We start from the raw sequence: 22,746 nt of genomic DNA, 5'->3' as shown, positions 1-22,746 counted from the left end.
ATGACCGAGTCGATTTCAACTCACCACGTGCAGGTAATGCAGGTGGCGCTCGTACTGGTCCAGGATGTCGCCAATCACATCGTCGCGGCTCCATCCCATGATGTCGTAGTCCTGGCCACCCTCTCGCAGATGCACTTCCGCTCGGAAATACTTGCGGGCATCGGCACCGTCTTCGGTATCACGCATGACGAAGCTTGGAGTATTGAAGGCCCGGGGCCGCACCTGGTAGAGAAAACGTCCTTCGCCGGCATGCGAGAGCTCGAGTGCTACCCGTCCATCATCGCGCTCGTTCACGGCCACATCGTAGCCTTGCTTGCGTAGCTCCAGAGCTACCTCTTCGCAGGCTGGCTTGACCACCTCGGCAATGAAGCGCGTCACATGGACCCGACGCGGCATCAAAGCGATATTGCGCAGTCGACGCTGCCAGCCGCCGTGAGGGTGACGGGTATGCCGGGGGCCAGGCAACGCTTGATTACGTAACCCGCGGCGAGTCGCATCCAGGCTGAGGGCCTTGAACAAGCCCCAAATCGCAATCAGCAAGATGACGGCGAACGGCAAAGCGCTGGCAATGGTTGCGGTCTGCAGCGCCTTGAGACCGTTGGCCAGCAACAACGCGATCGCGACCGCACCTATGCTGATTGACCAGAAGATACGTTGCCACAACGGGGAATGGCCTTGCCCGGAGGATGCCAGCATATCCACGACCAACGCCCCAGAGTCCGCCGAGGTCACAAAGAACACCACCACCATGAGCACCGCAACCAGCGAAATGACACTGGAGAACGGAAAATGCTCCAGGAAGGCAAACAAGGCGAGGGAACTGTCTTCACTGACCAACGCTGCCAGATCCTTTACACCATCGTTGAGGATCATATGGATCGCCGAGTCGCCAAATACCGTCATCCATAGCAGCGTGAAACCCGTAGGGACGAACAGTACGCCGCAGACAAATTCACGGATGGTCCGTCCCCGGGAAATACGCGCGATGAAGAGCCCCACGAAAGGCGACCAAGACAACCACCAGCCCCAGTACAGCAACGTCCAGCCACCGATCCAGTCAGTGGGCTCGTAAGCGTAGAGATTGAAGGTTTTGTTGACGATGTCCGAAAGGTAGGCGCCGGTATTCTGGACGTAGGTCTGCAGCAAGAATACCGTGGGCCCAAGCAACAGCACGAACAGCATCAGGATCACCGCCAGGCTCAAGTTAAGCTCGGACAGGATGCGAATACCTTTATCCAGACCGCTGGCCACCGAAAGTGTCGCCAAGGCGCAGGTGGCGGCGATGAGGATGACCTGCACGGTGGTATTCATCGGCAAACCGAATACATGGTGAAAACCGCTGTTGATCTGCAACACCCCATAACCCAGCGAGGTCGCCACACCAAACACCGTGCCGAGAATGGCGAAAACATCCACGGCATGCCCGACAGGACCATGGATTCGCTCACCAATCAGCGGATATAGCGCCGAACGCAGGGTTAACGGCAGGCCGTGGCGGTAGCTGAAGTAGGCCAGGATAAGCGCGACGATGGCATAGATTGCCCAGGCATGCAGGCCCCAGTGGAAAAAGGTGATTTTCATGGCTTCGCGCGCCGCGGCGACGGTGCCGGGATCGCCCACGGGCGGCGTGGTGAAGTGCATTACCGGTTCGGCCACGCCGAAGAACATGAGGCCGATCCCCATCCCAGCCGAGAACAGCATCGCGAACCAACTGCTCTTTCGGTAATCCGGCTCACTATGGTCAGGGCCTAGCTTGATGTCGCCGTAGCGGCTGACGGCCAGAAACACCACACAGATCAACACCAGCGCTACAGTAAGAATGTAGAACCAGCTGGCATTGGTGATAATCCATTGCTGGACTTGCTCGAACAGCGCCTGGGCGTGCTCTTGAAATGCCGTGGCATACAAGACCAGAAGAAAGATAAGTATTGCGCTGCTGAAAAAAACGGGCGGGTTGAGGGTGCTCCTGGGTTTTGGGGCTGCAGTCATTGCGGCAGGTCTCCTTGTAAGGCGATGAGCACAGCGTGCTTGGGCAAGACGACATTTCCCAAGGCTAGCAGCTGCAGAAATACCCGATTACCAAGCTCCATATGCTCGTGAAGAGCGACAAACCGTAACGTTCCCGGGAAAAAATCTCAAACCAACGTCCTGCTGCACGAGGTGAGAACCACCAGGCTTGGTACTTTTGGTTCATCTGAGGGTGGTTGTTCGGTAGACTAGCGGATGGGTGCCAGCTGCACGGTGCGGTGAGGCAGGTTAAACAACAGCGCAGGTCGGGCCGCCATGCGGGAGTACTTGCGCCTATGCAAAACAAGGAATTGCCTCGCGCCCAGCAACTGGCCGAGCGTGCCTTCGCCAACCTTGAACGCTTTGTGCACATTGAAGCGGTCAGCGGCATTGTTCTACTGGTTGCCGCTGTGGCTGCACTGATCTGGGCGAATTCACCAGCCGCCGACAGCTACGATGCCCTTTGGCATACCCCATTGACGATCGGCGTGGGCTCGCTGGTCTATTCGCAGTCCCTGCATTTCTGGATCAATGATGGCTTGATGACCATCTTCTTCCTGGTCGTGGGCATGGAGATCCGTCGCGAAATCCATGAGGGCGCACTGTCCAGCTTGCGCCAAGCCATGCTACCCATGGCAGCTGCCGTCGGCGGTGTAGCCGTACCCGCACTCCTCTACCTGAGTTTTGCTCACGCGTCGGCGGAACAACAAGGTTGGGCCGTACCGACGGCTACGGATATCGCTTTTGCGGTAGGGGTACTGGCGCTACTCGGCAAGTCGATCCCGTCCAACGTCCGCGTGTTTCTGCTGGCCCTGGCGATCATCGACGACATCATCGCAGTGCTGATCATCGCGTTCTTCTATTCAGGCGGCCTTGATTACTCCGGTTTCGGCGTTGCGGTGATCGGCCTGCTGATGGTGATCGGGCTTCAGAAGATCGGTGTCGGTTCTGCCTACGCCTATATCATTCCTGGCGCAATCACTTGGCTGGGCATCTTGTTGACCGGAGCCCACCCGACCCTCGCCGGGGTTGTGTTGGGCCTGATGACGCCTGTAACTGCAATGCCGATGCGCGAGCGCCCGCTGGATGCGATTGCCCGCTTTACCGGAGAACTGCTGGGACGAGCCAGGGCGCCAGAGCGGGATGCCAGCGACCTCATGGATCCTTTGAAACGGCTGCGCCTGGCCCAGCGCGAACTGGTGCCGCCGGTGGTGCGCATGCAAGGTAACCTGCACCCCTGGGTAGCCTTCGGCATCATGCCGGTGTTTGCCTTGGCCAATGCTGGTGTAAATCTTTCGGGTGTCGATCTGTCGGCTGAGGCCCCCCAGTGGGTCATGATCGCCGTCGCTGTCGCTCTGGTAGCTGGCAAACCCTTGGGCATCGTCAGCGTCAGCTGGCTGATGGTACGCTTGGGCTGGTGCACGCTTCCCGCCGAGGTGAACTGGCGCAGCATTTTCTTGATCGGACTGCTGGCCGGCATCGGTTTCACCATGTCGATCTTCATTGCCAATCTCGCCTTCGTCGATCCGGGGGCACTTGCGGCGGCCAAACTTGGCGTGCTTTGCGCGTCGGTGCTTGCGGCAGTGCTAGGCCTGGCCTGGGGTGCGTACTGCATACGCAGAGCATCTGCAGTGACCAAAGCGAGTTCGACCTCCTAGCCGTCTTCACTGGCGATCCACTGCAATCGGGCAAGCGGATCGCCATACCCGACACAGTGTCGGGTATGGCTGTCGACTCTATCCTGATCTGAGTTCACATGCCCAACAACTCAGGCAACACCAGCGAGATCCAGGGCACATAAGTCACCACGATCAGGAACATCAGCAGGATCAGCAACCAGGGCAACGCCGCACGCACGGTCTCCACCAGCGGCATGCCAGTCACTGCCGAGGTGACGAACAGGTTCAGTCCAACCGGGGGGGTGATCAGGCCGATTTCCAGGTTGACCACCATGATGATGCCAAGGTGAACCGGATCGATGCCCAGTTGGGTGGCGATCGGGAACAGGATCGGCGCCAGGATCAGGATGATCGCCGACGGTTCCATGAAGGCACCGGCCACCAGCAGCACCACGTTCACCATTAGCAGGAAGGTCACCGGTGTAAGTCCGGCCTCGATGACCCAGGCGGTAATTTGCTGCGGTAGTTGCTCGGTGGTCAACACATGGGCGAAAAGCATGGCGTTGGCGATGATGAACATCAGCATGATGCTCAGCCGGGCGGACTCGAGCAGCACCTTCGGTGCTTCGCGCAAGGACATGTCGCGGTACACGAACAGCGCGATGAAGGCCGAATACACTGCCGCGACCGCAGCCGCCTCGGTCGGCGTGAACATACCGGTGTAGATACCACCGAGAATGATCAGGATCAGCAGCAGCCCCCAGATTGCCTTGCGCGCCGCACTCAGCCACTCGCTGAACGTGGCACGGGGCAACGCCGGCAGGTTGCGTTTCACCGCCACTATGTAGATGACGATCATCAGGATCAGCCCAAGCATCAATCCAGGCACCACCCCTGCCATGAACAACTTGCCGACCGAGGTCTCGGTGGCAGCGGCATACACCACCATGACGATCGACGGTGGAATCAGGATGCCCAGAGTGCCTGCGTTGCAGATGATGCCTGCGCCAAAGCCGGTTGGATAACCCGAGCGCACCATACCGGCGATGGCGATCGAACCGACGGCGGCCACCGTCGCCGGGCTGGAGCCGGAAAGCGCGGCGAACAGCACGCAGGCCAGCACTGCGGCGATGGCCAGGCCACCGCGCACATGGCCGATGCAGGCGTTGGCGAAGTCGATCAGACGCCGGGCTACACCGCCGGTGGTCATGAACGCTCCGGCCAAAAGGAAGAACGGAATGGCCAGCAACGTGTAGTGCTCGGAGGTTTCGAACAGCTTGATCGCCAGCGAGCGCACGGAGTCCTGGCTGAACAGCATGATCGCCAGTGAGCCCGCCAACCCCAGGGAAATGGCGATTGGCACGCCGATGAACATCAGCCCGAACAAGGCCGCGAACAAGAACAGGACGGTCATGGTTTGTCTTCCTCGTGCTCGGTCAGCTTCATGGCCTCGGCGGCCTCATCCGCAAGGCCCAGGCCCACCTGACGGCCCCTGAGGATGCGCACCATGATTTCGGCGAAGCGGATGAATACCAGGGTGAAGCCCAGCGGCACGATCAGGCCGATGTGCCACTGCATGATGCCGATATGGCCCAGGTCTTCGGCGCCGATGCTGGCGGTCAGCAAGGTCTGGATCCACTCGAAGCTGGCGACGCTCAGCAGCCCGGCATAAACCATGCAACTCGCGCAGGCTACTACACCGATCAGGCGTTGCATCGGCTTGCTGGCCAGCTTCACCAGCGCATCGACACCAATATGGCCAGCAGTGCGCACGCCATAGGCCAGGCCGAAAAATATCAACCAGGCGAACAACGCCTTGGTCAGCGCATTGCTCCAGGTCATCGCCTGGGCGGCGTCCATCACATGATCGCCAGCGGCGTTGAACAGGTCGGCCACCCCCGGCCAACGCTCAGCCACGGTGTAGAACAGGGTGTAGAGGTTGTTGAGGATCACGTAGACGAAGGTCACCAGGGTCATGGCGGCCAGGAGAAAGACAATGAAACCTTCCTCGAAATGTTCCCAGATACGTCTGAGGGCGTGCATGGCGCGGTCTCCGGTGCGAAAGCCGGCGCCGCTTGCGCAGGGCCGGCTGCTTGCTTACTGAGGCGTGTTGGCGGCTTCGGCGGCCTTGATCAGGTCAGCACCGATCTCACCTTCGAACTTCTTCCACACAGGCTTCATCGCATCACGCCACGCTTCGCGCTGTTGCGGGGTGAGGGTGATGATCTCGGTGGTCTTGGCGTCGATGATGCGCTGCTTGTCGCCCTGGTTGAGCGCCTCGGCTTGTTTGTTCACCTCGGTGGTGACCTCGCCGATGATCTTCTCCAGTTCAGGTTTCACGTCCGCTGGCAGGCCGTTCCAGAACTTGGTATTGGTGATCAGCATGTAGTCCAGCACGCCGTGGTTGGACTCGGTGATGTACTTCTGCACCTCATGCATCTTCTGGCTGTAGATGTTCGAGTACGGGTTCTCCGCGCCATTCACTACACCGGTCTGCAGGCCTTGGTAGACCTCGGCGAAGCTCATCTTTCGCGGGTTGGCGCGCAGGACCTTGAATTGCTCCTCGAGCACGGCCGAGGCCTGCACGCGGAACTTCAGGCCACGGGCATCCTTCGGCTCGCGAAGTGGCTTGTTGGCCGACAATTGCTTCATGCCGTTGTGCCAATAGGCCAGGCCGGTGATGCCCTTGCTTTCCATGGACTTGAGCAGACCTTGGCCGGCCGGGCTCATCTGGAAGCGGTCGACGGCATGGATGTCGTCGAACAGGAACGGCAGGTCGAACAACTGGACCTGTTTGGTGTATTGCTCGAACTTGGCCAGCGACGGCGCGATTATCTGTACGTCGCCAAGCAGCAAGGCCTCCATTTCCTTGCCGTCACCGAACAACGACGAGTTGGGGTAGACCTCGACCTTGACTTTGCCGGGCAAGCGCTCTTCCACCAGCTTCTTGAACAACAGTGCGCCCTGGCCCTTGGGCGTGTGTTCGGCGACAACATGGGAAAACTTGATGGTAATCGGCTCTGCCGCCTGGGCCAGGCCTGTGGCGCTCAAGGCAAGCGCGCAGAATAAAGCTTTGAACGTAGGAGTGAACATCCGCTGAATCCTCTTTATTGTTGTTGTGGCCACGTGACCTTCAGAGTCTAGGCGGCATTTGCCATAGTGTTATTGCAATGGACCACAAGCCCCAGGTGGCGCCCCCACCTGGCCACCGGCATCAAGTGCGCCGCCCCGCCCTCACCAGCGCAACAAGCGTGGCCCCAGCGCGGCCCCCAGCGCAGTTGGCACCGCCATACCCAGCACGTACCAAAGCCCCCAGAACGGCACCGCCATCTCCGGGCAGTGCAGGCAGTAAGCCAAGGTTGCCGTTGCCCCCGCGAGCATGCCGCCAGCAGCGCCGGCTTGACGCAGTCGGGTCGGCGCCAGGCCGCGTATGGCCCAGCACACGGCGATAAAGGTGGGAATCGAGAGCAGGCTGATGTTCAGCGGACAGGTGCGCCAGGTGCGCCCCAGGATCAGCTCGGGGCGGGCCTCCGGCGCGACACTCAGCAAGCTTGCTGCCGCCCCCAGCCAGACCAGCAGCAATGGCCCGCCCGGCAGCCCCCACCACACGCCGCCCTTGACCCCCGGCCTGGCCAGGCGCTGAGTCAAGCCCAATGCCAGCACGGCCAAGCTGGCGGGCAGCGCGAGCTTGGCCCAGAACAGCGGTGTGTGCGCCACCAGCACGAGATCTGCACGCATGCCGAACAGGGTCGCGGTCATCAACACCGCGCCCACCGCACCAGCCAAGGTGGCCCATAACAGGCGACGCAGCGATGCATGGCGGTGCACCGGCGCTTCTCCGGCGGCCAGCAGAGCAATCCAGTCATCGGTCTTCATGGTCACCCATACCTCCAATCAGCTTGGCCAATGCCTTCAGGCCCCGGTGAATGCCAACCTTCACCGCAGAGCTGGACAGCCCGGTCAAGCGCGCGGTCTCTTCCACCGACAACCTCTCCAGCTTGACATGAATGATGGGCAAGCGCTGGCGCGCCGGCAGTTGCTGCAACAGTTTGCCCAGGTCCCGCGTGGCTTGTACTGCGTCCTCCTCGCCCGCCACGAACAGATCGCTGTCATCGCCCAACACCTCGTGCAGCGCGTCGTGGCGAGCATAGCGGCGGTGATAGTCCGCCAGTTTGTAGCGGGCGATCGCCTGCACCCAGGCCGTCAGCGGCTGCTGCTCCTGATAGGTGTGGCGGGCGTTGTGTACCGCCAGCAGCACCTCTTGCAGCAGGTCCTCGATTTCGGCTGGGCGCCGCGCCAGGCGCCGGCCCAGGAAACCACGCACGTGCACCGCCAGCGCCGTCAGAAATGCCCGGTAGGCGCCGCTATCGCCCGCAAGGCCTTGCAGGAACAAGGCCTGCAACTGGGCTTCGCGCATCCTGAGCGCCTGCTGAGAAGTAGTTCGCCGCATTGGCCACCTGGGTTACAGCTGACGTGAAAGTTTTCAAACAACACGTACTGCTTTCAATACGGTAGGCGACCGGCACGCTGCCGGAAAAATTTTCCAGTGGTTGTAACCCGATTTCGCCCCCTTGCGAACTACTCCAGGAGCCGCCGGTACATCACCGTGGCCATACTTCCTGGAGACACCATCATGAGAACCATCGCCCTCACCACTGCCGCCCTCGCCCTGGCTTCGCTGGCGGGTGCCGCACTGGCCGATGACATGACCAACGCCGCCGCAAGCACCGCCATGGAAAAATGTTACGGCGTCGCCATGGCCGGCAAGAACGACTGCAAGGCCGGTGCCGGCACGACCTGCGCTGGCAGCGCCAAGAAGGACTATGACGGCATGCACTGGAAGAATGTGCCAGCAGGTACCTGCACATCCATCAAGACCCCCCATGGCATGGGCTCGCTAACGCCCATCAAGTCCTGAGCGGAGGCCATCGATCATGCACGGGATCACCACACTGGGCGCCGGGCTGGGCCTGAAGGCCGATCACTACGCCGAGGCCTGGCCCTGTCAGGCCACCGGGCTGTGGTTTGAAGTGCACCCGGAAAACTACATGCTCGGTGGCCCACGCTTGGCATGGCTGGAGCGTATCGCCGAACGCCACCCGCTATCACTGCACGGCGTTGCGCTGTCACTGGCCGCGGACGCCGCCCCCGACCCCACACACCTGCAACGCCTGCGGGCACTGGTCGACCGGCTGCAACCAGCGCTGGTGTCCGAGCACCTGGCCTGGTCGAGCTGGCGCGGGCTGTACTACCCTGACCTGCTGCCCTTCCCCCGCAGCAACGAGGCGCTTGTCCGCATCAGCGACAATATTCAGCGCACCCAGGATGCACTGGGGCGTTGCATCGCACTGGAGAACCCCAGCCATTACCTGCACCTTCAAGGGCATGACTGGGATGAAATCGGCTTCCTGGGCGAACTGGCACGCCGCACCGATTGCCGCCTGCTGCTGGACGTCAACAACGTCTACGTCAGTGCCCGAAACCTGGGCTACAGCGCGGCCGTGTACCTCGAGCAGTTCCCCCACCAGGCGATCAGCGAGATCCACCTCGCCGGCTACAGCGTCGACGTCCAGGGCGAGCTGCTGATCGACTCCCATGACACCCCGATCGCGGCCCCGGTATGGGCCCTCTACCAGCAGTTGATCACCCGTATCGGCCCGCGCCCGACCTTGGTCGAACGTGACGGCAACGTCCCGACGTTCAGTGCGCTACTGGCCGAACGGGATAACGCCCAGGTACTACTCGAACAGGCAGGCGTCAGGCCATGAAGCAATCCCTGGGGCAATTTCAGGCAGCCTTCATCGAGGCGCTGTATCAACGCCCTGCCCCGCAACTGACCGAGCTGACCGGGCAAGAGGCATTCGCGGTGTACCGCAACACCGTAATGGCGGGCTGTGTCGACGCCCTGCGCGCCAACTTTCCCAGTGTCGAGGCCCTGGTCGGGCCAGCCTGGATGCAGGAGGTCGCTGCGGCCTACGCACAGTGCACGGCGCCTGACGACCCACGGCTCATTCTCTATGGCGCAGGCTTCGCTGACTTTCTCGCGTCACTGCAGCCTCACCACGGCCTGGCTTACCTGGCCGATGTCGCACGCCTGGATTTTGCCTGGTGCGCAGCGTTCAGTGCGCCCAGCGAGCCGTGCCTGGCGCTTGCCGAACTCGCGGGCATGACGGCCACGGAGCTGGCCAAGCATCACCTGCCCCCTCGCAGTAGCGTGCGTTGGTGCTGGTTCAGCCAACATCCGGCCTACAGCATCTGGCGCCATAGCCGCGAGGGGGTGGCCTGGCCCCAGGACCAGCCCTGGGTCGCCGAGGGCGTGCTGTTGCGCGGCGATGCCGAAGGCGTTGCCCAGCAACGCCTGGAGCTCGGTGGCTGCGTCTTTCTCGACGCCTGCGCCCAGGGTTTGCCCCTGAACGAGGCCTCACGGGTCGCCTTGCAGGCCCAGCCCGAGCTCAACTTCACCGACCTGCTGGGCCGGCTGCTGGCAGCCAAGGTCTTTCGTCCACTTTCATCCGTCTGAGGGAAATGCCATGGACATCAGCCACTCCCGCCCCGCCGCTGGTGGCTTGCGCCAGCGCTGGAACCACCTGGCCAACTGCAGCCAACACTGCTTGAGCGACACGCTGCTGTGCCTGGTGGCCCGTTTTGGCATCGCGTCGATCTTCTTTCTGTCTGGGCGCACCAAGGTCGAAGGGCTCCTGACGATCACACCCAGTACCTACGACCTGTTCCAGAGCGAATACGCGCTGCCGTTGGTCTCGCCTTGGCTCGCAGCTCATCTGGCCACCTATGCGGAACACCTGTTCCCGCTGCTGCTGGTGTTCGGGCTGTTCACCAGGCTGTCGGCACTGGCCCTGCTGGGCATGACCTGCGTGATTGAAGTGTTCGTCTACCCCGATGCCTGGCCAACCCACCTGTCCTGGGCCGGGCTGCTACTGTTGTTGATCGGGCGAGGGGCTGGTGCGTGGTCGCTCGACCGGGCACTGGGGCTACGCTGAACCCCGCTGCTGCTGGCGCGCTGCATCGTTCAAGGCCCCGGCCAGTGATCGCCTGGTGCGGGGCCACGCTATTTGGCTTTCCAGTACTTCTGCATTTCCAGAAACAGGAATGATGCGGTCCAGGTGATCAGTACCAAACCCGTCAGTGCCTGCAAGCCGGTGAGGTACTTGAGGTTGCCGCCAGGAGAGATATCGCCGAACCCGATCGTGGTGTAGGTGGTGAACGAGAAATACACACAATCCATGAACGAGCCATCGAAATTGCCACTGAACGAGCCCCAGCCGTCTGCTTGGGCCATCAGGTAGTACGCCAAGGCAAACACCCACACTTCCAGCGTGTGGGCCAGCAACGCGCCGAACACCCCCACCACGATCCGGGATCGGCTCGACACCTTCAGCCTGGGCAGCCAATCATTCAGACGCAGCAGGCATTCGTAGTGAATGATGACCACCAGAATCACGATCAGCGAGTTGATCAAGGTGACGACGAGCATAGGGTTACCGTACCAATTCAAAGGGACACTCAGCAGTATCGCCGCTGTTCGCCAGCGCGCTTTCCTTTTTGCGCTGCGCACTGGCAACTGCCTGACCACCCGGGAGGTGCTGCCTCGGCTCGCTCCAATTCGGGGCAAAAGCTGCAGCTGGGTGCAGGACGCGCTTTTTTGATGCACGCCTGCCGGCAAGCCTCTGTGCCGCTCCCGTACGGCTGCGCGCTGCGCAGTCGTTGAATACAGCAATAAACCCTTTAATTTTCAATACCTTACCACTAAGTCCTGGCCATTTCGCAACTGCACCGGGCTTTCGGCACCTTCATTGCAACGGCCTCTTGCGTGCACAACGCATCAGCAGTTGATTGGATTCGAGGTTCACCGCAGACACAGCACCCACCGACCCCCGCAAGACCGCACCCTGAAACACGTAGAAGAACCGCAATGAAGCTGCCGCAACGGTGGCAAGGAGTGGGTATGTCCCGGGCATTTTTCAATGAAATGTACGAAACGAACGGAAGTTGCCGCCCGCATTACCAGGAGTTCGCCCGCTGGCTGGCAAACACCCCGCTGGAGTTGCTGGAGCAACGCCGACGCGAAGCAGACCTGCTGTTTCACCGCGCCGGTATCACCTTCACCTTGTACGGTGACAAACAGGACACCGAGCGTCTGATCCCCTTCGACATCATCCCGCGCAGCATTCGCGCCAGCGAATGGCGCATGGTCGAGCGCGGCTGTATCCAGCGGGTACACGCACTGAACCTGTTCCTGCAGGACATCTACCACGACCAGCGCATCCTCAAGGCCGGTATCATCCCGCCGGAGCAAGTGCTGGCCAATGAAGGCTACCAGATCGCCATGCAGGGCCTGGGGCTGCACCGTGGGCTCTATGCCCATATCGCCGGCGTCGACCTGGTCCGCGATGGCGATGGCAGCTACTTCGTGCTGGAGGACAACCTGCGCACCCCCAGCGGGGTGAGCTACATGCTTGAAGACCGCAAGATGATGATGCGGCTGTTCCCCGAGCTGTTCGCCGCACAGCGTATCGCCCCTATCGACCACTACCCCAACCTGCTGCTGGACACGCTCAAGAGCGCCAGCCCACTGGACAATCCCACCGCCGTGCTGCTCACCCCAGGCCGCTTCAACAGTGCCTATTTCGAGCATGCCTTCCTGGCTCGGGAAATGGGCATCGAACTGGTCGAGGGCGCGGACCTGTTCATCCGCGACGAGCATGTCTACATGCGGACCACCGCCGGCCCGCAGCAGGTGGACGTGATCTATCGGCGCCTGGACGACGATTACCTCGACCCGCTGTCGTTCAACCCGGACTCGATGCTGGGCGTGCCGGGGCTGATCTCGGTGTACCGCGCCGGCAACGTGGTGCTGGCCAACGCGGTAGGCACCGGCGTGGCCGACGACAAGTCGATCTACCCCTATGTCGACGACATGATCCGCTTCTATCTGAGCGAAGAACCAGTGCTGAACAACGTTCCTACCTGGCAGTGCCGCAGGCCTGCAGAGCTGTCCCATGTCCTGGCCAACCTGCCCGAACTGGTGGTCAAGGAGACCCAAGGTTCCGGTGGCTACGGTATGCTGGTCGGGCCAGCGGCAACCAGCGCACAGATCGAGGACTTCCGCGCCCGCATCAAAGCCCGCCCGCATGCCTACATCGCCCAACCCACCCTGTGCCTGTCCACCTGCCCGACCTTCGTCGACAGCGGTATCGCGCCGCGCCACATCGACCTGCGCCCGTTCGTGCTGTCCGGCAGTGAAACCCGGCTGGTGCCAGGCGGCCTTACCCGCGTGGCACTTCAGGAAGGCTCGCTGGTGGTCAACTCGTCGCAGGGCGGCGGTACCAAGGACACCTGGGTGGTGGAGGACTGAACCATGCTTTCGAGAACTGCTTCCGACCTTTACTGGATGTCACGCTACCTGGAGCGTGCGGAGAACCTTGCGCGCATGCTCGAGGTCAGTTATTCGCTATCACTGATGCCCCAGGCCGGCCGCAGTGACGGCCATGCAGAACTGGCCATGTCACTGCTGGCATCCGGAACGCTGGACGACTACCGCCGCCGGCACACCGAGCTCGACACCGAGCGCATGCTGCACTTCTTCGCCCTCGACGCGAGCAATCCCGGCAGCATCTATTGCTGCCTGCAGGCGGCCAGGACCAATGCCCACGCAGTGCGTGGCCGCATCACCGCCGACATGTGGGAGAACATCAACGCTACCTGGATCGAGATGCGCAACATTGCCAGCAATGGCCTCGGCCGTTATGGCATCAGCCAATTCTGCGACTGGGTCAAGGAGCGCTCGCACCTGTTCCGCGGTGCGACCTCAGGCACCATCATGCGCAACGACGCCTACAGTTTCATCCGTCTGGGGACCTTCCTGGAGCGGGCTGACAACACCCTGCGCCTGCTCGATGCACGCTATGAAATGTTCGGCGAGGCCTCCGAAGAGGTCAGCGATGACTCTGCCCGTGGTTATTACCAATGGAGCGCCTTGCTGCGCGCGCTAACCTCCTACGAAGCCTTCAACGAGCTCTATCGCGCCGCGCCCAGTGCACGGCCGGTGTCCGAGCTGCTATTGCTGCGGGTCGATGTACCCCGCTCGCTGCATGCCTGTATCGAGGAACTGGACCAGATCCTTGCCAGCCTGCCGGGCAGCTCCGGGCGCGCCGCCCAGCGCATGGCCGCCGAACTCAACGCCCGTCTGCGCTACACCGCGATCGACGAAATCCTCGAAGCGGGGTTGCACCCGTGGTTGAGCGACTTCATCGGACGCATCAATCAACTGGGCCAGGCGGTCCATGACTCCTATCTGGAGGTCGTATGAAACTATCCATTCGCCACGACACTACCTACAGCTACGCAAGCGATGTCTGCAACAGCATCCAGTTCCTGCGCCTGACACCCCGCAGCAGCGAGCGCCAGCGCATCAATGAATGGCAACTCGACCTGCCCTGCGAGGTCAAGGGCCAGATCGACCCGTATGGCAACATCCTGCATGTACTGACCCTGGACAAACCCCACGGTCACCTGGCACTGACCGCCAGCGGCCAGGTGGAGATCGACCCGGAGCGCGAGCAGGAGGCCGGCGCACATTCACCCCTGCCATTCCTGCGCGGCAGCCACCTGACCCAGGCCGATGACGCACTCAAGGCCTTCGCCAACCGACACTGTGGCGAACACCGCGACCGGGCGGCGCTGATCGGGCTGATGCAAGGCCTGGCCGAGCATATGCCATACAGCCCAGGTGCCACGTCGGTGGGCACCACCGCCATCGAAGCGTTCAGCGGCGCTGCCGGGGTCTGCCAGGACCACACCCATGCATTCCTCGCCTGCGCACGTAGCCTGGGTATCCCGGCACGCTACGTCTCCGGTTACCTGTGCACCGAAGACGAGCAGCACCTGGCCAGCCATGCCTGGGCCGAAGCCTGGGTCGACGACGCCTGGTACAGCTTCGACATCACCAACCGCCTAACCCGGCCAGAGCGTCATCTGAAGCTGGCAGTGGGCCTGGACTACCTCGATGCCTGCCCGGTCAGGGGCGTGCGCCGCGGAGGCGGCGCCGAATCGATGCAGGCCAGCGTGCACGTGCACCGCCAGTGACCGGCGCTGCACCCGTTCATAGAGAAAACAAGGGAAACAGCATGACCTATTGTGTCGCCATGCACCTGGCGGACGGGCTTGTCTTCATCAGTGACTCACGCACCAATGCGGGCATCGATCAGATCGCCAGCTTTGCCAAGCTGTTCGTGTTCGGCGTGCCGGGGGAACGCCTGATCGTCCTGCAGACCGCCGGCAATCTGGCGACCTCGCAATCGGTGGTGAACCTGCTCCAGCAACGCACGCGGGGCCCCGGCCCCCACCTGTTGAACGTTGCCACGCTCTACGATGCAACGGTACTGGTCGCCGACACCCTGCGCGAGGTGGTCGGGCGTGATCGCAGCAAACTGTCGGCGGGAATCGACCTGAGCAGTTCGTTCATCGTCGGCGGCCAGATTGCCGGTGGCGCCATGGGTATATACAACGTCTATGCGCAGGGCAATTTCTTCCAGGCCACGCCAGACACTCCGTTCCTGCAACTGGGCGAAAGCAAGTATGGGCGGCCGATTCTCGACCGTAACCTCGGCTACCACATGCCTCTCGATGAAGCGTTGCGCTGTGGCCTGATCTCGTTCGACTCGACCATTCGCAGCAACCTGTCGGTGGGCATGCCGTTGGACCTGCTGGTATATCACAAGGGCAGCCTGGAGACACCGAAACGCCAGCGCATCACTAGCGACGATGCCTATTACGAGCAGATACGCAGGCAGTGGAGCGACGGGCTTAAAAGACTGTTGGCCGAACTGCCACCGCCGCCCTATGGCTGAATCAACAGGGCCTCTGTGGGAGCAACTGTCTTGTGCAAAATCTGAAAGCTTGCGCAGTTCTAGTGGGCGCGGGCGAGTCGAGGCGTCGAACCGCCGCGAACACTGGCGCAGCCGGTGCCATGCACCGCGTTGAACTGTTCGCGGGCATGCCCCACATGCAGCGTGCTCCTACGTCAGGGGAGTGGTCAGGCGGATGCGTGCATGAACGAGTCCTGCCCGGCAGGCCGGATCCTGAACCAGATGGCGTACATCGCCGGCAAGAACACCAGGGTCAGCACGGTACCGGCAAAAGTACCGCCGATCAGGGTGTAGGCGAGCGTGCCCCAGAACACTGAATGGGTCAGCGGGATGAACGCCAGAATTGCCGCCAGCGCGGTGAGAATCACTGGCCTGGCGCGCTGCACGGTGGCCTCGACCACGGCGCGGAACGGATCAAGACCGGCCAGTTCGTTCTGGCGGATCTGCCCGATCAGGATCAGCGTGTTGCGCATCAGGATGCCGGATAGCGCGATCAGCCCGACCAGTGCGTTTATGCCGAACGGCTGCTGGAACAGGATCAGTGTCGGAACCACACCGATCAGCCCCAGCGGGCTGGTCAGCAAGACCATGATCATCGCGGAGATTGAACGTACCTGCAGGATGATGATGATCAGCGTGACGGCCAGCATGATCGGGAACAGCGGCAGCATGGCCTTGCTCGCCTTGCCCGACTCCTCGATGGCGCCCGCCTGCTCGATACGATAGCCACTCGGCAGCTTCTCGATGATGGGTTGCAGCTGCTGGCTGATGACGGTCGATACGTCTGGCGGTTGCAGGCCTTCGGCGATATCCCCGCGCACGGTGATGGTTGGCATGCGGTCGCGCCAGCGCATGATCGGCTCTTCCATGCGCACCTGCACCTCGCCCACCTGCGATAGCGGAATGCGTTGGCCGTTGGCGCCCGCCAGGGTGAAATCCATGATCCTCGCCGGATCGAAGCGGATGTCGCCGGCGGCCCGGGCCATCACTTGTACCGTGCGAATGTCTTCGCGCACAGCGGTGATGGGTACGCCGCTGAGCAAGAATTGCAGCTGCTGCGCGACAGTACTGGAGGTGAGCCCCACCGCCTGCAGGCGGTCCTGTTGCAAGTTGAAGTGCAGCATGGCTACACGGGTGCCCCAATCGGAGTTGACCGTGCGCATTGACCGGCTGGCATCCATTACCTGCTGCACCTGGGCGGCGATGCGGCGCAGCCGGTCCGGGTTCGGGCCGGTGACCCGATAGGCCACCGGGTACGGCGAATACGGGCCGAATACCAGCTGAGTGACGCGCACTTGCGCTTCGCTGGCCAGCCCCTCGGCAATCGCTTTGCGCAGCCTGAATTTCAGCGCCTCGCGTTCGTTCTGGTTATCGGTGCGCACGACGATCTTGGCAAAGGAAGGATCAGGCAGCTCCGGCCCCATGGCCATGAAGAAACGCGGCGCACCCTGACCGATATAGGCAGTGACGATCCTGGCTTCCGCTTGTCTGGCCAGCCAGGCCTCGACCTTCCTGGTAGCAGCGCTGGTCTGGGCGATGGCCGTACCATAGGGCATCTGCACCTCGACCAGGACTTCGGGGCGGTCGGAGATGGGGAAGAATTGCTTCTTGACCAGCGTCATGCCGAGCACGGCCGTGACGAACAACCCGACCACCGAACCGGCCACCCACCACTTGTGCGCGATAACACGGCTTAGCAGCTGGCGAAAGCGGTTGTAGCGCGGGGTGTCGTAGATGGCGTCATGACCACCCTCGACTTTCCTGATGGCGGGTAACAGCTTGACGCCGAAATAAGGCGTGAAGATAACCGCAACCAGCCAGGAGGCGATCAGCGCAATGCCGACGATCCAGAACATGTTGCTGGTGTATTCGCCAGCGGTAGAACGGGCGAAGCCATTGGGCATGAAGCCAACGGCAGTGACCAGGGTGCCTGAGAGCATCGGCGCAGCCGTGTGGCTCCAGGCATAGGCGCAAGCCTGCACGCGGCTGTAGCCCTCCTCCATCTTCACCACCATCATTTCTATGGCGATGATGGCGTCATCCACCAGCAAGCCAAGCGCAAGGATCAGCGAGCCCAAAGTGATACGATCGAAATTCTTGCCAGTGGTGGCCATCACCACGAAGACGATCGCCAACGTAAGTGGCACCGCCACGGCCACCACGACACCTACGCGCCAACCCATGCTGATGAAGCTCACCAGCATGACTACCAGCAGCGCGACGAAGAACTTGATCATGAATTCATCGACAGAGGCGCTGATGTTGACAGCCTGGTCGGTGACCTTGGTCAGGCTCATTCCCAGTGGCAGTTGCGCATTGATGACACTCACCTCATCGTTCAGCGCCTTACCCAGGTCGAGCCCATTCCAGCCTTCACGCATGACGATGCCGAGCAGCAGGGCCGGGTCGCCGCCGTTGCGAATCAGAAAGGTGGCCGGATCTTCGTAGCCACGTCTGACCGTGGCGATATCCGACAACTTCAAGGTGCGGCCTTGGGCGATCACCGGCGTGTCGCTAATCTTCTGCAGTTCATCGAAGGCACCGTCCAGACGAAGGAACACTTCCGGCCCCCGGGTTTCCACGGCGCCAGCCGGCGTCAAAGCGTTCTGCCCATTGAGCGCAGCAAATACTTCCTGCGGGCCGATGCCCAGGGTGGCCAGACGCTCGTGAGAGAACTCGACAAAGATTCGTTCGGCCTGCTCGCCAATGATGTTGACCTTTTTAACGCCTGGCACGTGCAGGAGCCGCTGACGTAGCGCCTCGGCGTCGCGTACCAGACGACGCTGCGGCTCGCCTCTGGCCTTGAGCGCGAACAGGGCGAAGGTGACATCGGAATACTCATCGTTGACCAGTGGCCCTATCACGCCTGCGGGAAGCGTCTTGGCCTCATCGCTGATCTTCTTGCGGGCCTGATAGAACTCCTCCGGCACCTGCGAGGGCGGTGTGCTGTCGAGCAGCGACAGGGTGGTAAAGGCCAGGCCCGGTCTGGTGTAGGTTTCGCTGCGGTCATACCAGCGCAGCTCCTGCAGGCGCTTCTCGATCTTCTCGGCGACCTGGTCCTGCATTTCCTGGGCAGTGGCGCCCGGCCATGCGGTGACGACGGTCATGACCTTGACGGTAAAGGCCGGGTCTTCGGCACGTCCCAGTTTGAAGAATGCGACCAGCCCCGCCAGCGAAATCAAGCAGACCAGGAACAGGGTTACAGAGCGCTCGCGTACGGCAAGCGCGGAAAGATTGAAACGACCTTCGCTCATGGTCGGCCTGCCTCGGCTGCCGCGACGGAGGCCTGGTCAGCCAGGCTTACCTGCTGGCCATCACGCAACAAGTGGGCGCCCAATGCGACGATACGCTCGCCCGGCTTCAGCGCACCGAGCACGCGCGCGTCTTCGGCGCCCAGCGACTGCACGGTCACCGGCGTCCAGACGACTGTTGCCGGCTCGCCCTGGATGGCCCACACGCCGGGGCCATTCCCCGCATCATGCAGCGCGGCGATCGGCACCTGCACCCCCAGGCCAGGGTAGGCTTGCCCGTCAGCTATCCGCACGGTAATGGTGGTGCCCAGCGGCGCATCGGCCAGCTCGCCCTCGAGTACGTAGCGCGCCTCGAAGGTGCGAGTCAGATTATCCGCAACGTCCGACAGCTGGCGCAGGTGGGTCGCCACGCTGATGTCATGCTTGCCGAAGAGTGCCGCCTGGGCAATGGAGCCGACCGCCGGACGTAGGGTTTCCGGCAGTTGCACGAGTGCTTCCCGTGGGCCTGCATGCGCCACCCGCACCACTGCCTGGCCGGCACTGACCACCTGGCCGGGTTCGGCCAAGGTCTCCATGACGATGCCGTCGGCATCGGCGAGAAGCTCGGCATAGCGAGTCGCATTGCTGGCGACTTTGGCCTGGGCCTCGGCTGCACTGAGCTGGGCCCGGGCCGCATCCGCCGCTGCTTTGTACTGGTCATAAGCCGAGGCAGATACCGCGCCGGTGCCGCGCAGTGCACGATAGCGCGCCTCGTCATCCGCCGTCTGCCGTGCCCGAGCCCGAGCAGCGCTTACCGCCTCGCGCTGAGCATGGGCGCCAAGCTGCAGGTCAACGGGGTCAAGGCGCAGCAGGACCTGGCCACGCTTGACCGTCTGACCGGTGTCGACCAGGCGCTGCAAGACCTTGCCGGAAACGCGGAAGCCCAAATCGCTCTGAACCCTGGCGGCGACAATGCCGGTAAAAGAGCGCGGTGCGGGCGACGCCGAGACAATGGTAGCGACCCGCACGAGCGGCGCGTCAGTCCGAGGATCGGAAAGCACCTGATCGCCACAAGCGACCAGCGCGAACGGCATCACGCCGATGAGAGCGGACAAAAGGAGGTAGCGCCGACGCATGAGGAACCCATCGCGAAGTCATTAGGGGGACTTCACTTTGATTCTAGTGACCAAATTAGTCAATAGTCACAAATCAAGGCGACAGGCTTCGCAGTACCAGACTGGACAGCAGAACAGGCGCTTCCTCGATGGTATCAAGCCCGTACTGCAGCAGCAGCGGGTTGAAACAGGGCCGCATGACCAAATGAATCGCGCGTGTGGTTTCATCCAGCGGCGTCTTGCGCTCGAAGTCACCGCTCTTGCGGCCTAGCTGCAGGATTTCGCGGATGGTCTGCTCGATGAAACGCTCATAGTCGAGGGTCGCCGGCCAGTTCCCGGAGGCGGCGGAGGCGGCGATCTCGTAGAGCTTGCGATCCTGGAAGAACAGCCGCAGGCAGGCCTCCACCAGCGCCTTGAGCATCCGTCGCAGCTTCTCCGGCGGGCTGTCGACCTCGTCGACCGCCGCCCTTACATCGGCCTGTATCTGACGCAGGCAGTTCGCGCAGATCATCTCGCCGATGGCCTGTTTGGACTCAAAGAATTTGTAGATGTAAGCCTTGGAAAAGCCGATGGCCTTGGCCAGATCAGAAACCGTGGTTTTCTCGTAGCCATAAAGGCGGAAGTGCTCGGTCGCCGCCGCCACGATCTGATCACGTACTTCGTGATCCACCGGACCGCGCGCTGCAACTTTGGGAGGGAGAGTATTGTTCATGGGCCATAGCCTATAGAACGCTCGGAGGATGGACAACCAGTGACCATAGTGCATTTTAGTCACAAATGGATTCCTCCTCGCCGTGCTATTCAGCACCAATCTGATGGCAGGCTGCGTACGTTTCGGAGCGGGATCTATGTGGGAGCGAACACATCGGTCCGCCACAAAGCCTTGGCGACAGGCAGTTTTAGGTCGGAAGCGGGCTGTCGTGAACGGCTGCAATCGACCCATAGCTGCCCGTCCGCGGAAGGTGCCTAACGGCCACAAACAGCCTCTCGCGAAGGTCTTCTATTGGCCGTTTACTGTTTATCTGGAGTCACCATCACCTCAGAACGCTTTGGGCGCTTCTTGATGATCAGCCGGGTAACCCTCGCCGCCTACCCCACCTATACGCCACCAACGCCAGCGTACAGCGGACACTGGATCGGGAGTGGAGGCGATTGCAGGAAGCCCGTTAGCAAAATGCCCCGCACGGCGGCGCTTATTTTTTTGTCACCCAGGCACCAACCGCGTCGCCTTCGCCTTGATCGCGCGCCGGATAAGCGCCTTTTAGGCACCTTCCAGCTCGCTGGTAGAACCTCAAAGCCAGCCGCCCGTTCTACTTTTCATACAGCACCTATACTGGCCTTTAGCCACGAAAGGCCAAATCAAAAGGAGCTCACAATGAAAATGCGGAACTTCCTAACCATACTGCTGATGGCAACTCTCATCATTTCGTGCTCAAGCATTGAATCTATTAGCCATCCAAAGCAGGAAAGCTTAGATGGATTAGTATATTATATGCCAAAAAAGGACTTCCTTGTTACTCTGACTTTAGATGACAACAGTAAAGTTACAAACATTGAAATCAGTGAAACAGCAGCATACGCAGACATATCCAAAAGATACGTACTCCGCCACAAAAACAACCTACTTGGGAAAAACGAACTAAAAGTCGGGATAAGTCCAAGCGGGCTAATCCAATCAGCAACATCAACAACCACAAGCCAAGTTAATGAGGCTTTAATAAATTTAGCCGATAGCGCCGGGCAGATCAGAGGAATGAGTGCAGCAGCGACTTGCTCCCCTGGAATGCACACCAAAATCATCCACACAACTGACACCACGAACAAAAATATATCGCTTTGTGGAATGGTGATTACCCTCTCACGCCCAACCGCCCCAAACAAGACAGGAAGCCTAAAAGACAAAGAAGAGATAAATTCAGAATCAACGTCAGGAATATTTTATAGACAAAATATTCCATATGAAATAACCGTAAGCAGCGCTGAGCGCACCCAAAAAGCAATCGTTTTCTCCCCCTCAGAGTCGCCAACTTATTTCATGCCCATATCGAGAACTTTTTTCTCAGACAACAAGGCTGATTTTACATTCTCCGATGGTGTGCCTAGCAAATATGATCAAAGCACTGACGGCGAGCTAGTAGCTCTATTCAAACTTCCTGCCGACATTATTGGCGCTTATTTTGGCGCTATTGGGAAAATTTTCGACGCCTTCAAAACATCGGATGAAAAGGAAGCAGCTGCAATAAAGCAGGAAATAGCACTAGCCATACAAGATCAAAGATTCAAAAGCTGCATGACTGCGATTAAAGCAAAAAAAACGGATGATGAGCTGGAAAAACTAGGGTGTGAGAAGTAATCACTATTTCTCATGCAGCAATACTGTATTTGCACGCGCTGACTGAAACAAAAAGCCCCGCGCTGCGGGGTTTTTCTCTTCTAGAAAATTAACTTCATTTGGAGCGGAGAGTGAAGCAGCTTAACTATCGTGGCAATCGTCAATAGCAGGTTGATCGACACAATAACCGCAACAGGCGTAAATACCAGCTTCGTAAAAACGAGAGATAGAGACACCACCGCCTGCCATTCCTCGCTACGGCGCATAGGCCCTTCACCAGTCATGCCTCGCTCCGATGTAACATATGCACAAACCGTATAAAAGCCGGAGTCACGGTTACGCCAGTTACCTAGCGTGGATCCTTGAATAAGCCCAACTTCCTTAGAGAGTTCAGAGCTTTATCGTAAGGCCTGCGGCACCAGAGCATATCAGTCTGCTTTTGGCCGTGAACTGCCCTTCGCCAACGGCAGCTTTGGGTTCAGGCTGTGTGAAAACGCTAAGGCCAAGTCGGACAACGCGCCTCTATGCGAATTCTGGATAAGCTCGGCTACTCAATTG

20 protein-coding genes are annotated in these 22,746 nt (G+C 60.7%); 10 read left to right on the top strand and 10 right to left on the bottom strand.

The window, feature by feature from the left end; genetic code table 11:
* Positions 1–15: 15 nt before the first annotated feature.
* Positions 16–1,989 carry a BCCT family transporter gene (locus tag FQ664_RS14065; protein ID WP_144172646.1) on the bottom strand — a complete coding sequence of 658 codons (1,974 nt, stop codon included), beginning with the start codon at positions 1,987–1,989 and terminating at the stop codon, positions 16–18.
* A 314-nt stretch (positions 1,990–2,303) separates the two neighbouring features.
* Here FQ664_RS14065 and nhaA point away from each other — a divergent pair, with 314 nt between their 5' ends.
* Positions 2,304–3,665 carry a Na+/H+ antiporter NhaA gene (gene nhaA, locus FQ664_RS14060; protein ID WP_144172645.1) on the top strand — a complete coding sequence of 454 codons (1,362 nt, stop codon included), beginning with the start codon at positions 2,304–2,306 and terminating at the stop codon, positions 3,663–3,665.
* 94 nt (positions 3,666–3,759) lie between these two features.
* On the opposite strand, the gene dctM is transcribed toward nhaA, so the two are convergent.
* The 5 genes from dctM to FQ664_RS14035 form a co-directional block, all read right to left on the bottom strand.
* Positions 3,760–5,040, bottom strand: a complete 1,281-nt coding sequence (gene dctM / locus FQ664_RS14055) for a C4-dicarboxylate TRAP transporter large permease protein DctM (protein ID WP_144172644.1) — start codon at positions 5,038–5,040, stop codon at positions 3,760–3,762.
* Complete coding sequence (locus FQ664_RS14050; protein ID WP_144172643.1) at positions 5,037–5,669, bottom strand: TRAP transporter small permease; 633 nt, start codon at positions 5,667–5,669, stop codon at positions 5,037–5,039. The genes dctM and FQ664_RS14050 overlap by 4 nt, the downstream gene beginning before the upstream one ends.
* A 54-nt stretch (positions 5,670–5,723) precedes the next feature.
* On the bottom strand, positions 5,724–6,719 hold the full coding sequence (gene dctP / locus FQ664_RS14045; RefSeq protein ID WP_144172642.1) for a C4-dicarboxylate TRAP substrate-binding protein DctP: 996 nt from the start codon (positions 6,717–6,719) through the stop codon (positions 5,724–5,726).
* A gap of 141 nt (positions 6,720–6,860) precedes the next feature.
* A complete protein-coding gene (locus FQ664_RS14040) occupies positions 6,861–7,502 on the bottom strand; it encodes a DUF1109 domain-containing protein (protein WP_144172640.1) in 642 nt (213 codons plus the stop codon).
* Positions 7,489–8,076: a sigma-70 family RNA polymerase sigma factor gene (locus FQ664_RS14035; protein WP_144172638.1), complete on the bottom strand. Its 588-nt coding sequence runs from the start codon at positions 8,074–8,076 to the stop codon at positions 7,489–7,491. Before FQ664_RS14035 ends, FQ664_RS14040 begins: the two co-directional genes overlap by 14 nt.
* A 183-nt stretch (positions 8,077–8,259) precedes the next feature.
* Between FQ664_RS14035 and FQ664_RS14030 the strand changes: the two genes are divergently transcribed.
* From FQ664_RS14030 to FQ664_RS14015, 4 genes are read left to right on the top strand one after another with little or no spacing between them, the layout of a single operon-like run.
* Positions 8,260–8,544 (top strand): BufA1 family periplasmic bufferin-type metallophore, encoded by a 285-nt coding sequence (locus FQ664_RS14030; RefSeq protein ID WP_144172635.1) that lies wholly within the window; start codon positions 8,260–8,262, stop codon positions 8,542–8,544.
* A gap of 16 nt (positions 8,545–8,560) precedes the next feature.
* Positions 8,561–9,394 carry an MNIO family bufferin maturase gene (gene bufB, locus FQ664_RS14025; protein ID WP_144172634.1) on the top strand — a complete coding sequence of 278 codons (834 nt, stop codon included), beginning with the start codon at positions 8,561–8,563 and terminating at the stop codon, positions 9,392–9,394.
* The gene (locus tag FQ664_RS14020) at positions 9,391–10,146 is read left to right on the top strand and encodes an HvfC/BufC N-terminal domain-containing protein (protein ID WP_144172632.1); all 756 of its coding nucleotides are present in this window, start codon (positions 9,391–9,393) and stop codon (positions 10,144–10,146) included. Before bufB ends, FQ664_RS14020 begins: the two co-directional genes overlap by 4 nt.
* A gap of 10 nt (positions 10,147–10,156) precedes the next feature.
* Positions 10,157–10,624, top strand: a complete 468-nt coding sequence (locus FQ664_RS14015) for a DoxX family protein (protein WP_144172631.1) — start codon at positions 10,157–10,159, stop codon at positions 10,622–10,624.
* 68 nt (positions 10,625–10,692) lie between these two features.
* Here FQ664_RS14015 and FQ664_RS14010 read toward each other — a convergent pair whose 3' ends face one another.
* On the bottom strand, positions 10,693–11,118 hold the full coding sequence (locus FQ664_RS14010; protein ID WP_144172630.1) for a potassium channel family protein: 426 nt from the start codon (positions 11,116–11,118) through the stop codon (positions 10,693–10,695).
* 471 nt (positions 11,119–11,589) lie between these two features.
* Between FQ664_RS14010 and FQ664_RS14005 the strand changes: the two genes are divergently transcribed.
* The 4 genes from FQ664_RS14005 to FQ664_RS13990 are packed head-to-tail and all read left to right on the top strand — an operon-like array spanning position 11,590 to position 15,493.
* Entirely contained in the window at positions 11,590–12,999 is a 1,410-nt protein-coding gene (locus FQ664_RS14005; protein ID WP_144172629.1) for a circularly permuted type 2 ATP-grasp protein, read from the top strand.
* A gap of 3 nt (positions 13,000–13,002) precedes the next feature.
* Positions 13,003–13,953, top strand: a complete 951-nt coding sequence (locus FQ664_RS14000) for an alpha-E domain-containing protein (protein ID WP_144172628.1) — start codon at positions 13,003–13,005, stop codon at positions 13,951–13,953.
* Positions 13,950–14,729, top strand: coding sequence for a transglutaminase family protein (locus tag FQ664_RS13995; protein ID WP_144172627.1), 780 nt, complete (start codon positions 13,950–13,952; stop codon positions 14,727–14,729). The genes FQ664_RS14000 and FQ664_RS13995 overlap by 4 nt, the downstream gene beginning before the upstream one ends.
* Positions 14,730–14,770: 41 nt before the next feature.
* Positions 14,771–15,493 (top strand): proteasome-type protease, encoded by a 723-nt coding sequence (locus FQ664_RS13990; RefSeq protein ID WP_144172626.1) that lies wholly within the window; start codon positions 14,771–14,773, stop codon positions 15,491–15,493.
* A 185-nt stretch (positions 15,494–15,678) separates the two neighbouring features.
* On the opposite strand, the gene FQ664_RS13985 is transcribed toward FQ664_RS13990, so the two are convergent.
* The 3 genes from FQ664_RS13985 to FQ664_RS13975 all read right to left on the bottom strand — a co-directional run bounded on the left by FQ664_RS13985 (position 15,679) and on the right by FQ664_RS13975 (position 20,568).
* Positions 15,679–18,765, bottom strand: coding sequence for an efflux RND transporter permease subunit (locus tag FQ664_RS13985; protein ID WP_144172624.1), 3,087 nt, complete (start codon positions 18,763–18,765; stop codon positions 15,679–15,681).
* Positions 18,762–19,877 (bottom strand): efflux RND transporter periplasmic adaptor subunit, encoded by a 1,116-nt coding sequence (locus FQ664_RS13980; protein ID WP_144172623.1) that lies wholly within the window; start codon positions 19,875–19,877, stop codon positions 18,762–18,764. The genes FQ664_RS13985 and FQ664_RS13980 overlap by 4 nt, the downstream gene beginning before the upstream one ends.
* A gap of 73 nt (positions 19,878–19,950) precedes the next feature.
* A complete protein-coding gene (locus FQ664_RS13975) occupies positions 19,951–20,568 on the bottom strand; it encodes a TetR/AcrR family transcriptional regulator (RefSeq protein ID WP_144172622.1) in 618 nt (205 codons plus the stop codon).
* A gap of 663 nt (positions 20,569–21,231) precedes the next feature.
* Between FQ664_RS13975 and FQ664_RS13970 the strand changes: the two genes are divergently transcribed.
* Entirely contained in the window at positions 21,232–22,209 is a 978-nt protein-coding gene (locus FQ664_RS13970) for a hypothetical protein (protein WP_144172621.1), read from the top strand.
* The last annotated feature ends 537 nt before the right edge of the window (positions 22,210–22,746 follow it).

Source organism: Pseudomonas persica (assembly GCF_900291015.1).
Classification (GTDB): Bacteria; Pseudomonadota; Gammaproteobacteria; order Pseudomonadales; family Pseudomonadaceae; genus Aquipseudomonas.
The sequence above is the reverse complement of the archived record's forward strand: the minus strand, read 5'-3'. Positions and strand labels throughout refer to the sequence as shown.

Coding starts and splice junctions, on each gene's coding strand:
- FQ664_RS13970 (WP_144172621.1), top strand. CDS start 21,232: ATGAAAATGCGGAACTTCCTAACCATACTGCTGATGGCAACTCTCATC.
- FQ664_RS13975 (WP_144172622.1), bottom strand. CDS start 20,568: ATGAACAATACTCTCCCTCCCAAAGTTGCAGCGCGCGGTCCGGTGGAT.
- FQ664_RS14050 (WP_144172643.1), bottom strand. CDS start 5,669: ATGCACGCCCTCAGACGTATCTGGGAACATTTCGAGGAAGGTTTCATT.
- FQ664_RS13985 (WP_144172624.1), bottom strand. CDS start 18,765: ATGAGCGAAGGTCGTTTCAATCTTTCCGCGCTTGCCGTACGCGAGCGC.
- FQ664_RS14000 (WP_144172628.1), top strand. CDS start 13,003: ATGCTTTCGAGAACTGCTTCCGACCTTTACTGGATGTCACGCTACCTG.
- FQ664_RS13980 (WP_144172623.1), bottom strand. CDS start 19,877: ATGCGTCGGCGCTACCTCCTTTTGTCCGCTCTCATCGGCGTGATGCCG.
- FQ664_RS14020 (WP_144172632.1), top strand. CDS start 9,391: ATGAAGCAATCCCTGGGGCAATTTCAGGCAGCCTTCATCGAGGCGCTG.
- bufB (WP_144172634.1), top strand. CDS start 8,561: ATGCACGGGATCACCACACTGGGCGCCGGGCTGGGCCTGAAGGCCGAT.
- FQ664_RS14010 (WP_144172630.1), bottom strand. CDS start 11,118: ATGCTCGTCGTCACCTTGATCAACTCGCTGATCGTGATTCTGGTGGTC.
- FQ664_RS14065 (WP_144172646.1), bottom strand. CDS start 1,989: ATGACTGCAGCCCCAAAACCCAGGAGCACCCTCAACCCGCCCGTTTTT.
- FQ664_RS14035 (WP_144172638.1), bottom strand. CDS start 8,076: ATGCGGCGAACTACTTCTCAGCAGGCGCTCAGGATGCGCGAAGCCCAG.
- nhaA (WP_144172645.1), top strand. CDS start 2,304: ATGCAAAACAAGGAATTGCCTCGCGCCCAGCAACTGGCCGAGCGTGCC.
- FQ664_RS14015 (WP_144172631.1), top strand. CDS start 10,157: ATGGACATCAGCCACTCCCGCCCCGCCGCTGGTGGCTTGCGCCAGCGC.
- dctM (WP_144172644.1), bottom strand. CDS start 5,040: ATGACCGTCCTGTTCTTGTTCGCGGCCTTGTTCGGGCTGATGTTCATC.
- FQ664_RS14005 (WP_144172629.1), top strand. CDS start 11,590: ATGTCCCGGGCATTTTTCAATGAAATGTACGAAACGAACGGAAGTTGC.
- dctP (WP_144172642.1), bottom strand. CDS start 6,719: ATGTTCACTCCTACGTTCAAAGCTTTATTCTGCGCGCTTGCCTTGAGC.
- FQ664_RS13995 (WP_144172627.1), top strand. CDS start 13,950: ATGAAACTATCCATTCGCCACGACACTACCTACAGCTACGCAAGCGAT.
- FQ664_RS14030 (WP_144172635.1), top strand. CDS start 8,260: ATGAGAACCATCGCCCTCACCACTGCCGCCCTCGCCCTGGCTTCGCTG.
- FQ664_RS14040 (WP_144172640.1), bottom strand. CDS start 7,502: ATGAAGACCGATGACTGGATTGCTCTGCTGGCCGCCGGAGAAGCGCCG.
- FQ664_RS13990 (WP_144172626.1), top strand. CDS start 14,771: ATGACCTATTGTGTCGCCATGCACCTGGCGGACGGGCTTGTCTTCATC.